Source organism: Aminobacter sp. Y103A (assembly GCF_030294925.1).
GTDB lineage: Bacteria > Pseudomonadota > Alphaproteobacteria > Rhizobiales > Rhizobiaceae > Aminobacter > Aminobacter ciceronei.
The window spans coordinates 2108990-2122436 of the sequence record NZ_AP017986.1 but is presented as its reverse complement, the minus strand read 5'-3'; the positions used below and the strand labels follow the sequence as shown (position 1 = coordinate 2122436).

Below are 13447 nucleotides of genomic sequence, written 5' to 3'. Positions count from 1 at the left end.
TCCCCGACAAGACCAACAGACTGCCAACAGACAGACGACAAGCAGACAAACAAAGAGAAGGGAACCTCGAATGAGACAATTGTTGACATCGACCGTCGCCGCGTCAGCGCTATTGCTGGCGCTCGGCCTGGCCTCGGCCACCGCACAGGAAACGCTCGACCCCAAGGCCAAGCAGGGCGGCGCGGTCACCATCACCTACAAGGACGACGTCGCCACCCTCGATCCGGCGATCGGTTATGACTGGCAGAACTGGTCGATGATCAAGAGCCTGTTCGACGGGCTGATGGATTACGAGCCCGGCACCACCACGCTGCGGCCCGAACTGGCCGAGAGCTACGAGATCTCGCCCGACGGCAAGACCTTCACCTTCAAGCTGCGCAAGGGCGTGAAATTCCACAATGGCCGCGAGATGACGGCAGACGACGTCAAATATTCGCTCGACCGCGTCACCAACCCCAAGACGCAGAGCCCGGGCGCCGGCTTCTTCGCCTCGATCAACGGCTATGACGACGTCGCCGGCGGCAAGTCGGAAAGCCTGGCCGGCGTCACCGTCGTCGACCCCTCGACTGTCAAGATCGAGCTGTCGCGCCCCGACGCCACCTTCCTGCATGTCATGGCGATCAATTTCAGCCATGTCGTGCCCAAGGAAGAGGTCGAGAAATACGGCGCCGACTTCGGCAAGCACCCTGTCGGCACCGGCGCCTACAGGATGGCCGAGTGGACGCTCGGCCAGCGCCTGGTGTTCGAGCGCAACGCCGACTACTGGCACAAGGGCCTGCCCTATATTGACAAGATCACCTTCGAGATCGGCCAGGAGCCGATCGTAGCCCTTCTGCGCCTGCAGAATGGCGAGGTCGACGTTCCGGGCGACGGCATTCCGCCGGCCAAGTTCCAGGAGGTGATGGCCGATCCCGAGCAGAAGGCGCGCGTCGTCGAAGGCGGCCAGCTGCAGACCGGCTACGTCACCATGAACACCCAGATGGCGCCCTTCGACAACGTCAAGGTGCGCCAGGCGGTCAACATGGCGATCAACAAGGACCGCATCGTCAAGCTGATCAACAACCGCGCCGTCCCCGCCAACCAGCCGCTGCCGCCGTCGATGCCCGGTTATGACAAGGCTTTCACCGGTTACGCCTTCGATCTGGACAAGGCCAAGGCGCTGCTCGGCGAGGCCGGCCATCCCCAGGGCTTCGAGACCGAACTGTTCGTCATGAACACCGATCCCAACCCGCGCATCGCCCAGGCGATCCAGCAGGATCTGGCGGCAATCGGCATCAAGGCCGCGATCCAGTCGCTCGCCCAGGCCAATGTCATTGCCGCCGGCGGCGAAAAGGACGGCGCGCCGATGATCTGGTCCGGCGGCATGGCCTGGATCGCCGACTTCCCCGATCCGTCCAACTTCTACGGCCCGATCCTTGGCTGCGGCGGTGCGGTGCAGGGCGGCTGGAACTGGGCCTGGTACTGCAACAAGGAGCTCGACGAAAAGGCGGCAGCCGCCGATTCGATCGTCGATCCCGCCAAGGCCGAGGAACGCGCCAAATTGTGGGGCGAGATCTACGCCAGGATCATGGCCGACGCACCCTGGGCGCCTGTCTTCAACGAGCAGCGCTTCACCATGAAGTCGCCGCGCATGGGCGGCGACGACAAGCTGTATGTCGACCCGGTCCATATCCCGATCAACTACGACTATGTGTATGTGACCGATGTGCAATAACTGCAACTACACCATCCACGGACGCCATCATCACTTCGGCTGGGACAATTCCTTTGCCCCGGCCGAGCGGGTGGCGCCCGGCTCGACGATCGAGTTCGAATGTCTTGATTCCTCGGGCGGCCAGCTCACGGCAAACAGCACCGTCGACGACATCGCCAAACTCGACTTCGACCGGATCAACCCGGTGACCGGGCCGATCTTCGTCGAGGGCGCCGAACCGGGCGATGCGCTCAAGGTGACGATCGAGGCGTTCAAGCCGTCCGGCTTCGGCTGGACGGCCAACATTCCGGGCTTCGGCCTGCTCGCCGACGATTTTGCCGAGCCGGCGCTCACCATCTGGAAATATGACGCGACCTCGCTCGAGCCGGCTTTGTTCGGCAAAAACGGCCGCGTGCCGCTGAAGCCTTTCGCCGGCACCATCGGCAACGCCCCTGCCGAGATGGGGCACCACTCGGTGGTGCCGCCACGCCGCGTCGGCGGCAATCTCGACATCCGCGACCTTGCCGCCGGCACCGTGCTCTATCTGCCTGTCGAAGTGGCGGGCGCGCTGTTCTCTGTCGGCGACACGCATGCCGCCCAGGGCGACGGCGAGGTCTGCGGCACGGCGATCGAAAGCCCGATGAACGTCGTGCTGACCCTCGACCTGGTCAAGGATGCCAGGCTGAAGACGCCGCGCTTCACCACGCCGGGGCCGGTGACGCGGCATCTCGACGCCAAGGGCTATGAGGTGACGACAGGCATCGGTCCCGATCTGATGACCGGCGCCAAAGAAGCCGTCGCCCAGATGGTCGACCTGCTGTCACGGCGTTACCAGATGGACCCCGTCGACGCCTACATGCTCGTGTCGGTGTGCGGCGACCTGCGCATTTCGGAGATCGTCGACATGCCGAACTGGGTTGTCACATTCTACTTCCCGCGCTGCGTGTTCGAATGAACGCAGCGACCGATCCGAAACAGGCTGCCGGAGCCCCTGCCCCGGCAGCCGACAGGCCGGTGCTCGACGTCGCCGGGCTGACCATTTCCGTGCGCGGCGACGACGGCGAACGACCCGTCGTCTCCGACCTCTCCTTCTCGCTTTCGCGCGGCGAGACCTTGTGCATCGCCGGTGAATCCGGCTCCGGCAAGTCGATGACCTCGCTGGCGATCATGGCGCTGCTGCCGCAGCCGGCGGCGCGCATTTTGGCCGGCTCGATCCGGCTCGGCGACACCGATCTCACCTCGCTCGACGAACGCCGGATGCGCCGCATCCGCGGCAACCGCATCGCCATGATCTTCCAGGAGCCGATGACCTCGCTCAACCCGGTGCTGTCGATCGGCCGCCAACTGGTCGAGGCGATCGAGGCCCATAAAGGTGTGTCCGCGGCCCAGTCGCGCCAACTCGCCATCGAGGCGCTGACCGCCGTGCGCATCCCCGAGGCCGAAAGCCGGCTGAAGCAATATCCGCATGAACTCTCCGGCGGCATGCGCCAGCGCGTCATGGTCGCCATGGCGCTGGCGCTGAAGCCCGACGTGCTGATCGCCGACGAGCCGACAACGGCACTCGACGTCACCGTGCAGGGCGAAGTGCTCGAACTGTTGCGCGACCTGCAGCGCCAGCACGGCACCAGCGTCATCCTCATCACCCACGACATGGGCGTCGTCGCCGAAATGGCCGACCGCGTCATCATCATGCGCAACGGCCGCATGGTCGAGCAGGGCAAGGTCGCCGACATCTTCGCACGGCCCCAGGTCGACTACACACGCGACCTGCTGGCCGCGGTGCCGCGCATGGGCACCGCGCGGCAGGCAGCACAGACAGAGATCGAAGCGGCGAAACCCCAACCGGTCGCCGTGGCGCGCGACCTCCATGTCCGCTTCGACCTCACCGGCGGCTTCTTCGGCCGGGTCAACCGCCGGGTCCATGCCGTCGAGGGCATCAGCTTTGCCATCGCCGCCAACGAGACGCTGTCTTTGGTCGGCGAATCCGGCTGCGGCAAGTCGACGACGGCGAAGGCGCTTGCCGGCCTGGTGCCCTATCACGGCGAGCTCGAGATCGGCGGACGCAACCTCAAGGGCCTCGGCCGCGAGGCGCGCAAGGCGGTGCGCCGCGACGTGCAGATGATTTTCCAGGACCCTTACGCCTCGCTCGATCCGCGCATGCGTGTCGGCGACCTCGTCGCCGAACCGCTTGTGATTCACGACATCGGCACATCCAAAGAGCGCAGCGAACGGGTCGCCGCTTTGTTCGAGCGCGTCGGTCTTTCTGCCGACCAGATGGAACGTTATCCGCACGAGTTTTCCGGCGGCCAGCGCCAGCGCATCTGCATCGCCCGCGCCTTGGCGCTGCGGCCCAAGCTGATCATCGCCGACGAAAGCGTGTCCGCGCTCGACGTCTCGGTGCAGGCGCGCGTGCTGCAATTGCTGAAGGAGCTGCAGCGTGAATTCGGCGTCGCCTATCTGTTCATCTCGCACGACATGGCGGTGGTGGAGAACATCTCCGACCGTGTCGCCGTCATGTATCTCGGCCAGATCGTCGAGATGGGCACGCGCGACCAGATCTTTTCCAATCCGCGCCATGCCTACACCAGGCGGCTGATCGAGGCGGTGCCGGTTCCCGATCCGCTCAGGCGCAGGACACGTTTCGCCCGCATGGAGCGCGAAATCCCGAGCCCGGTGCGCAAGCTTGGCGACGCGCCTCAGAAACTGGTGCTCACCGATGTCGGCGGCGGCCACCTCGTCGCCGAATCGTCAGAAAGCCAGGCCGGCTGAGCGCGCCGCCCGGCGCGGCCGGCGCCGGGCAGCCTGGACATCCTCCACCCGAACAACCGATGTGCGTGGCGGCGGCGGCCATAGATTGTGGAAAGATCACAGGGAGTTGTGCCGTTGCGACGTTTGCGCAGGGCAGCCAGCATTTGATGAATCAAAGTGTAGTGCTATCGTCCGATCAAGCATGGTCAACAAAAGCTGAATGACAGCAGTGCGTTCCACCATGCCCAGGCCTGGCGGATCCGCTCGCCGGCTTTGCGCCACGCGCGAATGACTTTGCATAACCGGTCGCGGGCCAGGGTGGGAGTGGCAACGATTGGCGGAGCTGTCGGAAAAATTCATCGACCAGATCTATGAGGCGTCCTTCGTCCCGGAGAAATGGCCCGCCTTGCTCGACGACCTCGCCAGGGCCGTCGACGGCATCGGCGGCTATCTCTTCACCATCAGCCGCGGTGCTTCCGCCTATGTCGCCTCGGAGGCGGTCGCGCCCCATGTCGGGGCCTTCATGGATGAGGGCTGGATGGCGGTGAACGGCCGGGCGGCGCGCGCCGAAGCGCTTGCCTATCCCGGCTTCATCACCGACCTCGATGCCTTCAGCGAAGAGGAGCTGGAGCGCGAGCCGATCTACCGCGATTTCCTCAGGCCACGCGGCATGGGCTGGGCCGCCGGCACCCATATCCCGCTGCCCACCGGCGACGTGCTGTCGTTCAACCTCGAGCGTTCGACCGCACGCGGCCCGTTCGAGCGTCCCCTTGTCGAGGCACTCGACCGCTTACGCCCACATGTCGCCCGCGCGGCCATGGTCGGCGCGCGGCTCGGGCTGGAAAAGGCGCGTGCCGGGGCCGACGCGCTGGAGGCGCTTGGCCTGCCGGCGGCGGTGCTCGGTGGACGCGGCCAACTGCTTGCCTGCAACGCGCTGATGGACAGGCTGATCCCCGACATGGTGCAGGACGGCACGGCGCGTGCCCAGATCACCGACAGGAAGGCCGATGCCTTGCTCGATCAGGCCCTTTCGGCACTGGCCGGCGGCACCAGGCGCGGCATCGTCCAGTCCTTCCCGATCAAGGGCCAAGACGGCAAGCCGTCAGGCGTTGCCCATCTGTTGCCGGTGCGCGGCTCGGCCAACGACGTGTTCAGCCGCATGAACAGCATTCTCGTCATCATGCCGCTGCCCGGCCCGGGCGCGCCGCCGGTCAAGGTGCTGCAGGCGCTGTTCGACCTGACGCCGAGCGAAGCGCGCATCGCCGCGGCCCTTGCCGACGGCCGCAGCATCGACGCCATCGGCCAGGATTTCGGCATCGCCCGGGAAACCGTGCGCTCGCATCTGCGTTCGATCTTCGCCAAGTCGGGCGTTTCCAAGCAATCGTCGCTGGTCCGGCTCCTGCTCGGCGTGACCCTGCCGCGACCGGGCAGCTAGGGCATGATCGCTGGAGCGGCCAGCGGTTTTCGGGATCATGCTTGCACAGAGACAGAGCTGCCGTTCGAAGACAAACGGCGCCGATCTAGACGATAGGCTTACTCGACAGTTGGCCTGCGACCTGCACAACTGGAGGGGGGAGAAACGACAATGCCTTATCTCGACATCTATCTGGCCCAGCTGACCGACCCGTTCCGCATCGGCCTGCTGGTCGCGCTTCTGGTCACCGCCGCCAACACCGCGCCGACGCTCAACCGCTGGATCCCGATCGCGCTCGGCGTCGTCTTCGTCGCCGTGCTGATCCCGTTCAGCTTCGGCGCCTCCGACGACATCGCCAAGGCCTTTGCCGTCGCTGTCGGGCTGGTCTCCAATATCACGCTGCTGGCCGTGCTGCTCGGCGCCAAGGCGCTCTATTCCAGGCTGGCCAGAGGTTAGGGCAATTCCGGCAACACTCCCGCACCATCGTCATCCCAAGGCGAAGCAGGAACGAAGCTCCGTCGCGAAGACCCTAGGATGATGAAGGGATGGGTGTGTCGCCGCGGGCTTGGTGGTAGGCTGGATTGCTGAGCGATGCCTCTCCGCTTCGTCATCCCAGAGGCTTGCCCCGGGGATCCATGCCGTGAGGGTGACGAACCTTATGCAGGGGCAGAAAAAGCACGCGTTCTGCACCGCTTCGGCGCTGCCGCAGTGTCACGGCATGGATCCCAGGGTCTTCGCGACGGAGCTGCGCTCCTGCTCCGCCCTAGGATGACGAAGGGATGGATGTGTCGCCAGGTGGGTTCAGCTGCGGGCATGCGTGCAGCAGGCCTTGCGCGCAACCTTGCCGCGAATAATCTCTCGCGATGACCGGATATGTCTACATGACCGCCAGCCAGAAGGGCGGCACGATCTATATTGGCGTGACGAACGATCTCGCGCGCCGTCTGCCGGAGCACAAGGCAGGCAAAGGCTCTCGTTTCACCGCACGTTACGGCGTGCAGCGCCTCGTCTGGTACGAGGAGCATTTCGACATCCGCGACGCCATCCAGCGCGAAAAATCGCTGAAACGCTGGCCACGCCAGTGGAAGGTCGAGCTGATCGAGACGACCAATCCGGAATGGCACGAGCTGTTTCGTGGGCTTGGGTGGTGATGTCACGAGAGCCTGCACCATCGTCATCCTAGGGCGGAGCAGGAGCGCAGCGACGTCGCGGAGACCTTGGGATCCATGCCGTGACCTCACGGCAACGTAAAGACGGTTCAGAACGCGTGCTCCTTCCGAGGAGCGTTTCCGCCTTTCTTCGACTTGTGGAGGCACTTTTGGTCTTGCGCCATTCCGGACGGAAATCCACTTCAATTGCGGTCCCGAGATCGGCTTGCTACGGAACTTGCATCTTCTCCGCCGAGCGCCTTCATGGACAATCAAGAGCAGGCTTTTTCCGACAGGATCGACTGCAACTTCCCGTATCTGGATGCCGCCAGGGCTGCCGCGCTCATGGCGGAGGCAAGATTCATCTCGACCAATGCTGAATTCTGCGTGCTGTACGAGATCGTCTGCCCGCCAGCATCCGACCGGCTGCCGACTGAGCGACAACGCGACTTGCTGGCAAGCTGGCTCGAGAATTCGACGTCCCCTCTTGCCGCTCGTATCGCCGATCTGGCCAGACAGGTGATCGACGGCGGGACGGTGGTGACAGAACAGGCGTTGGCCGCGATGCACGATGTCGCGACGACCGAGGGGCAATATGCGGCTTTGGCGGTGGTGTCTCGCCTCGCTCATGCGGCGAGCGATGGCGTCAACGGCGAGATAATTGACAGGCTGGAGCAACAGATCCGGAGGCAGTGGGAAGAGCCGGGATAACGGCTTCGCGTCGACTGAAGCCTTACCCTGGCTGGCAGCGCGCAGGCGATGCAGAACACAGGCACTTTCCTCCACCCGCCCCACATTCCTCACCCTCACGGCATGGATCCTCGGGTCAAGCCCGAGGATGACGAAGTGGAGAGGCACCGCTCGGCGACGAATTAGAGGGCAGCGCTCGGCAATCATCATCACTAAGCCTGCGACCGCCCCCCGTCCTTCGTCATCCTAGGGCGAAGCAGGAGCGAAGCTCCGTCGCGTAGACCCTAGGATCCATGCCGTGACATTATAGCCGGGCTCAAGCGGTGCAGGACGTGTGCACTTTCTTCCACCCGTCCCACATTCCCCACCCTCACGGCATGAATCCTCGGGTCAAGCGTCTGGGATGACGGAGCGGAGAGGCCGCTCGCGGCAAGCCACCCTTACGGCAGCGCCCAAGCGCTGCAGAACCCGCCCTACAGCTCGAACTCGCCTTGCCCGGCGTCGAGGGCGCCGATGGTTTCGGCGGCAAGTGCCCGGGTGATGCGGCTTTTCTGTTCCAGGGCGGCGCGGTCGAGGCGTTCGACGACGCGGATGGCGGTCGACAGGGAGCGCTCGATGCGGCGGACCAGGAACTGCACGACATGCGGCTCGACCTCGACCTGGCGGTCGGCGAACAGCTTGGTGATGACGCCGGCGAGCAGAAGGTCGTCGGGCTCGTCGATCTCGACTGTCGCCGCAGCCTTGAGCCGCGAGGCGAGGTCGGGCAGCGTCACGCCCCAGGCGACGGGAAAGCTGCGCGCGGTGAGCAGCAGCTGCGCGCCCGAGCCGCGCACCGTGTTGATGAGGTGAAACAACCCGTTCTGGTCGAGCCGACCCTGGTCGGCATCGTCGATCAGCACCGAGGCTGTGCCGACCTCACCGAGATGGGCTGATATGTCTGAAACGTCGAGCTGAAGTGCGTCGGCATGGTCGCGCCAGATCGCGGCGAGATGCGACTTGCCCGAGCCGGCCGGACCGGCGAGCAGCACCACTGATGCCGGCCATTCGGGCCAGCGGTCGATCAGCGACACGGCTTGCGCGTTGGCCCCCGAGACAACGAGGTCGTCGCGCGAAAACCCTGGTGAATGACCAAGGTCGAGCGGCAGCTGGCGCGGTTTGATCGGCTCGCGCGACACTGTCATTTTTCCGGTTTCGCATCGCCCGGCTTGCGGGCCTGGACTTTGGCGCGGCTCGGCCTATCGGCCTCGGTTTTTGCACGGCTCCGCATGGCAGCGGCGGTCTTGGCGCTACCCGAAGCGACAGCCTCGGTCCTGGCATCGCTCGGCAAGCGAGCGGCCTCGATTTTTGCACCGCTCGGCGCGGGCGCCTCGGGCACCTCCACGGCATGGCCGTGATAGAGCGGGGAATCGAGGTAACGGCCGATGGCGAAACGCACAAGCACGGCAACGGCCGCCGCCGACGGCACCGCCACCAGCAGGCCGACAAAACCGAACATCGCGCCGAAGGCGACGAGTGCGAACATCAGCCAGACCGGATGCAGGCCGACACTCTTGCCGACGAGGCGCGGCTGCAGGATGTTGCCCTCGATGAACTGGCCGATGAAAAACACCGCCGCCACCGCAGCCACCATTGTCCAGTCGGGCCAGAACTGGACGAAGGCGACGCCGATCGACAGCACCAGGCCAAGCAGCGAACCGACATAAGGAATGAAGCTGACGAGGCCGGCAAACAGGCCGATCAGCACGCCGAAATTGAGCCCGGTCAAGGTCAGGCCGACGGCATAGAGGATGCCGAGGATCAGGCACAGCGTGCCCTGCCCGCGGACGAAGCCGGCGATCGCGGTGTTGATGTCGCGCGCGATCTGGCGGACGGTGACGACGTGATCGCGCGGGATCCAGCTGTCGACGACCGCGACCATGCGGTCCCAGTCGAGCAGCATGTAGAAGGCGACGACGGGCGTGACCACGAACAGGCTGGCGATCGAAAACAGCGCCACGCCGGAGCTCCAGATCGACTGGAAGATGGTGGTGACAAAACCGAAGCCCGACTTGAGCAGCGAGCTCAGCCCCTCACGCAGGCCTTGCGCATCGACGCCGAAACGCTGCTCCAGCCATTGCGGATTGAAGTTGGTGATCAGCTGCTGCAGGCTTTCGAGATAACCCGGCACCTTGGCGGCGAAATCGGCCATCTGCGAGGCCAGCACCGGAATGATGATGACAAGGCCAAGCACCAGAAGCACCAGGAAGCAGACAAGGATGACGACGGTTGCCATCAACCTGGACAGGCCGAGCTTCTGCAGCCGGTCGGCGACCGGGTCGAGGAAATAGGCCAGCGCCATGCCCGCGACGAAGGGCAAAAGGATGTCGCTGAACAGATAGAGGAAGGCGGCGAACAGGACGGCCGAAATCAGCCAGAAGCGGATCTGCTTGCGGAATGCCGCCGCCGCCGCTTCTTCGGCCGCGTCGTTATCGGTTGGGAGTGTCGCCTTCGCCATAACCGCTCATGTGCCTCAGCCAAGCCACGAGATAGGCTGCCGCCGAAGCGACGGTCAAGAGGCCGGAAATGGTTATCAACGCCGGCCGGACCGGGCCGAGCGCAAAGCTGAAGGCAAGTTCGGCCAGCACCACCGCCGCCAGAACGATCTGGATCGCCGTATTGACCTTCGACACCATCAGCGGGCTGACCTTCACCGGGTGGCCCATGATGGTCGACAACAGCACGGCGCCGATGATCAGCGCGTCGCGCGACACCGCCAGCATCACCAGCCACAAAGGCAGGTGCCCCATGATGCCGAGCACGACGAAGACGCTGACCAGGAGCAGCTTGTCGGCCATCGGATCGAGATAGGCGCCGAGTTCCGAACGCTGGTTGAAATGGCGGGCGATGAAACCGTCGACGCCGTCGGAGACGCCGGCAATGACGAAGCCGGCGAAGGCCCAGTCCCACTCGCCCGCCAGCATGGCGTAGATCACGCACGGCACGAGGATCAGCCTCATGATGGTGATCATGTTCGGAACAGTCACAATCAGCATCCCGCCTTTTTGCTTTGTCTTTTTAAGATATTTTGTCTTTGGTCGATAAATGGGCGAGACTTGACCGCATCGCAAGAGAGCGGGCCGCGTCAGCCCCCTGTCCACCGCTTTGGCGGCCGTTTCCAAGGCAATCCGGCTGTCTCGCTTGCGGGAACCGGCCGTTCATGCGAATAGCGCCGCAAAAGCGCACCAGGATTTGGGCATCAGGAATTGGCGATGAGCGAAGGCAAGAACGGTCTCACCTATGCGCAGGCGGGCGTCGACATCGACGCCGGAAACCTGATGGTCGAGAAGATCAAGCCGCTGGTGCGCTCGACGCGCCGGCCGGGCGCCGATGGCGAGATCGGCGGCTTCGGCGGCCTGTTCGACCTCAAGGCCGCCGGTTTCAACGATCCGATCCTGGTCGCGGCCAATGACGGCGTCGGCACCAAGCTCAAGATCGCCATCGATGCCGGCAAGCATGACACGATCGGCGTCGACCTCGTCGCCATGTGCGTCAACGACATCGTCGTCCAGGGCGCCGAGCCGCTGTTGTTCCTCGACTATTTCGCCACCGGCAAGCTCGACCCCAACCAGGGCGCCGACATCGTCTCCGGCATCGCCGAGGGCTGCCGCCAGGCCGGCTGCGCGCTGATCGGCGGCGAAACCGCCGAAATGCCCGGCATGTATCATGGCAATGACTACGACCTCGCCGGCTTTGCCGTCGGTGCCGCCGAGCGCGGCCGGCTGCTGCCGACCGACGACGTCGTCGAAGGCGACGTGCTGCTTGGCCTCGCCTCCTCCGGCGTGCATTCCAACGGCTATTCGCTGGTCCGCCGCATCGTCGAGGTCTCCGGCCTGAAGTGGAGCGACCGGGCGCCTTTCGCCGATGGCCCGACGCTTGCCGAAGCGCTGCTCGAACCGACGCGCATCTATGTCAAGTCGCTGCTCAAGGCGATCCGCGAGACCAACGGCATCAAGGCGCTGGCCCACATCACCGGCGGCGGTTTCCCCGAAAACATCCCCAGGGTGCTGCCCAAGGAATTCTCGGCCGAGCTCGATTTGTCGGCGATCGAGGCACCACGCGTGTTCTCGTGGCTGGCTTCCACCGGCGGTGTGTCGCCTGAAGAAATGATGCGCACCTTCAACTGCGGCATCGGCATGATCGCGGTCGTTGCCGCCGGACAGGCAGCGCAGGTCGCCGCCGTGCTGCAGGAGGCCGGCGAGACCGTCACGCCGATCGGCCGCATCGTGCCGCGCCGCGACACCGGCGTCATCTATCGCGGGTCGCTCGCCCTATGAGCCTGCAGCGCAAACGCACCGTCATCCTGATTTCAGGCCGCGGCTCCAACATGGCCGCGCTGATCGACGCCGCCGCCGACCCGGCCTTCCCGGCCGAGATCGTCGGCGTCATCTCCGACAAGGCCAATGCGCCCGGCCTCGGCATCGCCGCCAGCCGCGGCATCGCCACCAAGGTGGTGACCCGCGCGGAGCACGCCAGCAAGGAAGCGCATGACGAGGCGATTGCCACGGCACTCGACACGTTCGGCGCCGAGATCGTGGCGCTAGCCGGCTACATGCGTCTGTTGACCACCGGCTTCGTCGAGACATGGCAGGGCCGGATGATCAACATCCATCCGGCACTGTTGCCGTCGTTCAAGGGGCTCGACACCCACCAGCGCGCGCTCGACGCCGGCATCCGCGTGCATGGCTGCACCGTGCATTTCGTCACGCCCGAGATGGATGACGGCCCCATCATCGCCCAGGCCGCCGTGCCGGTGCTGATCGACGACGACGAGCCGACCTTGTCGGCCCGCGTGCTCAAGGCCGAGCACCGGCTCTATCCGCTTGCCCTCAAGCTGTTTGCCGAAGGCAAGGTGCGCATGGAGGGCAGCCGCACGGCCTTTTCCGGCTTCAGCGACAGCATCGGCACCGACGAGATCGTCTCGCCCCATCCGGCGCGCGACGAGATCGACCTCGAGCAGCTCGCCCGCATCACGCCCTGAGCCGAAAGACCCGACATGGCAAAGGCAGGCATGGCAAGGACGAGGCATCTTCTTCTTCTGCGCCATGCCAAGTCGAGCTGGGACGACGAGGCGCTTGCCGATTTCGACCGGCCCTTGGCGCCGCGTGGGCTGAAGGCCGCACCGCGCATGGGCCAGGAAATTGCCCGACGCGGCTGGCTGCCCGAGCTGGTCTATGTCTCGCCTGCCGCGCGCACCCGCGAAACATGGCAGCTGGCGTCAGCGGACTGGCCGGCGCCCCTGCCCCAGGCAAGCTTCCACGACAGCATCTATGGCGCGCTCGCCAACGACCTGTTCGCGCTGACCAGATCAGCACCCCAGGAGATCGGCAGCCTGCTGGTCATCGGCCACAATCCGGGGCTCGAGATCTTCGCTGCCCAACTGGCCGGTCCCGGCTCGGAGGCCGATGCGGTCCAGTCGCTCGAAGAGAAATTCCCCAGCGGCGCGCTGGCCCGCTTCGAATTCGAAGGCGGCTGGAACGAGCTGCGCCCCGGCAGCGCGCGCCTGACCCATTGTATCAGGCCAAGAGAGCTGGGCTGAGGCGCGGCGGCGCGGACGAGCGACGGCCGGGTCAGTTCCCTGCCATCCCAGCATTCTGAAGATCGGCCAGCACCTGAAACCGGCGAGCAACCGGCAGCCGCCCCTGCCCGGCAACATCAGGCCATTAAGTCCTTCGAGGCCGCCGCCCTCACCCGGTCGGCCGCGCCCTTTTTTAAACC

13 protein-coding genes are annotated in these 13447 nt (G+C 65.1%); 10 read left to right on the top strand and 3 right to left on the bottom strand.

Translation table 11 applies throughout. The features are described from left to right. The first annotated feature begins 70 nt into the window (after window positions 1-70). The 7 genes from Amn_RS10265 (at window position 71) to Amn_RS10235 (ending at window position 7714) form a co-directional block, all read left to right on the top strand. Window positions 71-1714: an ABC transporter substrate-binding protein gene (locus tag Amn_RS10265; RefSeq protein WP_286296788.1), complete on the top strand. Its 1644-nt coding sequence runs from the start codon at window positions 71-73 to the stop codon at window positions 1712-1714. Next, window positions 1704-2648, top strand: a complete 945-nt coding sequence (locus Amn_RS10260; protein WP_286296784.1) for an acetamidase/formamidase family protein — start codon at window positions 1704-1706, stop codon at window positions 2646-2648. The genes Amn_RS10265 and Amn_RS10260 overlap by 11 nt, the downstream gene beginning before the upstream one ends. After that, complete coding sequence (locus tag Amn_RS10255; RefSeq protein WP_286296782.1) at window positions 2645-4462, top strand: ABC transporter ATP-binding protein; 1818 nt, start codon at window positions 2645-2647, stop codon at window positions 4460-4462. The genes Amn_RS10260 and Amn_RS10255 overlap by 4 nt, the downstream gene beginning before the upstream one ends. Before the next feature lie 313 nt (window positions 4463-4775). Then, the gene (locus tag Amn_RS10250) at window positions 4776-5876 is read left to right on the top strand and encodes a helix-turn-helix transcriptional regulator (RefSeq protein WP_286296779.1); all 1101 of its coding nucleotides are present in this window, start codon (window positions 4776-4778) and stop codon (window positions 5874-5876) included. Between the two features lie 150 nt (window positions 5877-6026). Then, window positions 6027-6311: a hypothetical protein gene (locus Amn_RS10245; RefSeq protein ID WP_182575304.1), complete on the top strand. Its 285-nt coding sequence runs from the start codon at window positions 6027-6029 to the stop codon at window positions 6309-6311. A 407-nt stretch (window positions 6312-6718) separates the two neighbouring features. Further along, complete coding sequence (locus tag Amn_RS10240; protein ID WP_067963929.1) at window positions 6719-7006, top strand: GIY-YIG nuclease family protein; 288 nt, start codon at window positions 6719-6721, stop codon at window positions 7004-7006. A gap of 261 nt (window positions 7007-7267) precedes the next feature. Then, the gene (locus Amn_RS10235; RefSeq protein WP_286296772.1) at window positions 7268-7714 is read left to right on the top strand and encodes a hypothetical protein; all 447 of its coding nucleotides are present in this window, start codon (window positions 7268-7270) and stop codon (window positions 7712-7714) included. A 452-nt stretch (window positions 7715-8166) separates the two neighbouring features. Here the strand turns inward: Amn_RS10235 and hdaA are convergent, their stop codons facing one another. The 3 genes from hdaA to Amn_RS10220 are packed head-to-tail and all read right to left on the bottom strand — an operon-like array spanning window position 8167 to window position 10716. After that, a complete protein-coding gene (gene hdaA, locus Amn_RS10230; RefSeq protein ID WP_286296770.1) occupies window positions 8167-8874 on the bottom strand; it encodes a DnaA regulatory inactivator HdaA in 708 nt (235 codons plus the stop codon). After that, on the bottom strand, window positions 8871-10187 hold the full coding sequence (locus tag Amn_RS10225) for an AI-2E family transporter (protein WP_286296769.1): 1317 nt from the start codon (window positions 10185-10187) through the stop codon (window positions 8871-8873). Before Amn_RS10225 ends, hdaA begins: the two co-directional genes overlap by 4 nt. Next, complete coding sequence (locus Amn_RS10220; protein WP_263007650.1) at window positions 10159-10716, bottom strand: CDP-alcohol phosphatidyltransferase family protein; 558 nt, start codon at window positions 10714-10716, stop codon at window positions 10159-10161. Before Amn_RS10220 ends, Amn_RS10225 begins: the two co-directional genes overlap by 29 nt. A 225-nt stretch (window positions 10717-10941) precedes the next feature. On the opposite strand from Amn_RS10220, the gene purM reads away from it, so the two are divergent. Genes purM through Amn_RS10205 form a run of 3 tightly spaced genes read left to right on the top strand, consistent with a single transcriptional unit; the run spans window position 10942 to window position 13268 of the window. Next, entirely contained in the window at window positions 10942-12006 is a 1065-nt protein-coding gene (purM, locus tag Amn_RS10215) for a phosphoribosylformylglycinamidine cyclo-ligase (protein WP_286296765.1), read from the top strand. Next, the gene (gene purN, locus Amn_RS10210; RefSeq protein ID WP_286296762.1) at window positions 12003-12710 is read left to right on the top strand and encodes a phosphoribosylglycinamide formyltransferase; all 708 of its coding nucleotides are present in this window, start codon (window positions 12003-12005) and stop codon (window positions 12708-12710) included. The genes purM and purN overlap by 4 nt, the downstream gene beginning before the upstream one ends. A gap of 15 nt (window positions 12711-12725) precedes the next feature. Then, the gene (locus tag Amn_RS10205; protein ID WP_286296759.1) at window positions 12726-13268 is read left to right on the top strand and encodes a SixA phosphatase family protein; all 543 of its coding nucleotides are present in this window, start codon (window positions 12726-12728) and stop codon (window positions 13266-13268) included. Window positions 13269-13447 lie beyond the last annotated feature (179 nt).

Bases quoted from the DNA above. Each gene is read 5' to 3' on its own strand.
- Amn_RS10205 (WP_286296759.1), top strand. From the start codon at position 12,726: ATGGCAAAGGCAGGCATGGCAAGGACGAGGCATCTTCTTCTTCTGCGC.
- Amn_RS10265 (WP_286296788.1), top strand. From the start codon at position 71: ATGAGACAATTGTTGACATCGACCGTCGCCGCGTCAGCGCTATTGCTG.
- purN (WP_286296762.1), top strand. From the start codon at position 12,003: ATGAGCCTGCAGCGCAAACGCACCGTCATCCTGATTTCAGGCCGCGGC.
- hdaA (WP_286296770.1), bottom strand. From the start codon at position 8,874: ATGACAGTGTCGCGCGAGCCGATCAAACCGCGCCAGCTGCCGCTCGAC.
- Amn_RS10225 (WP_286296769.1), bottom strand. From the start codon at position 10,187: ATGGCGAAGGCGACACTCCCAACCGATAACGACGCGGCCGAAGAAGCG.
- purM (WP_286296765.1), top strand. From the start codon at position 10,942: ATGAGCGAAGGCAAGAACGGTCTCACCTATGCGCAGGCGGGCGTCGAC.
- Amn_RS10245 (WP_182575304.1), top strand. From the start codon at position 6,027: ATGCCTTATCTCGACATCTATCTGGCCCAGCTGACCGACCCGTTCCGC.
- Amn_RS10240 (WP_067963929.1), top strand. From the start codon at position 6,719: ATGACCGGATATGTCTACATGACCGCCAGCCAGAAGGGCGGCACGATC.
- Amn_RS10260 (WP_286296784.1), top strand. From the start codon at position 1,704: ATGTGCAATAACTGCAACTACACCATCCACGGACGCCATCATCACTTC.
- Amn_RS10235 (WP_286296772.1), top strand. From the start codon at position 7,268: ATGGACAATCAAGAGCAGGCTTTTTCCGACAGGATCGACTGCAACTTC.
- Amn_RS10255 (WP_286296782.1), top strand. From the start codon at position 2,645: ATGAACGCAGCGACCGATCCGAAACAGGCTGCCGGAGCCCCTGCCCCG.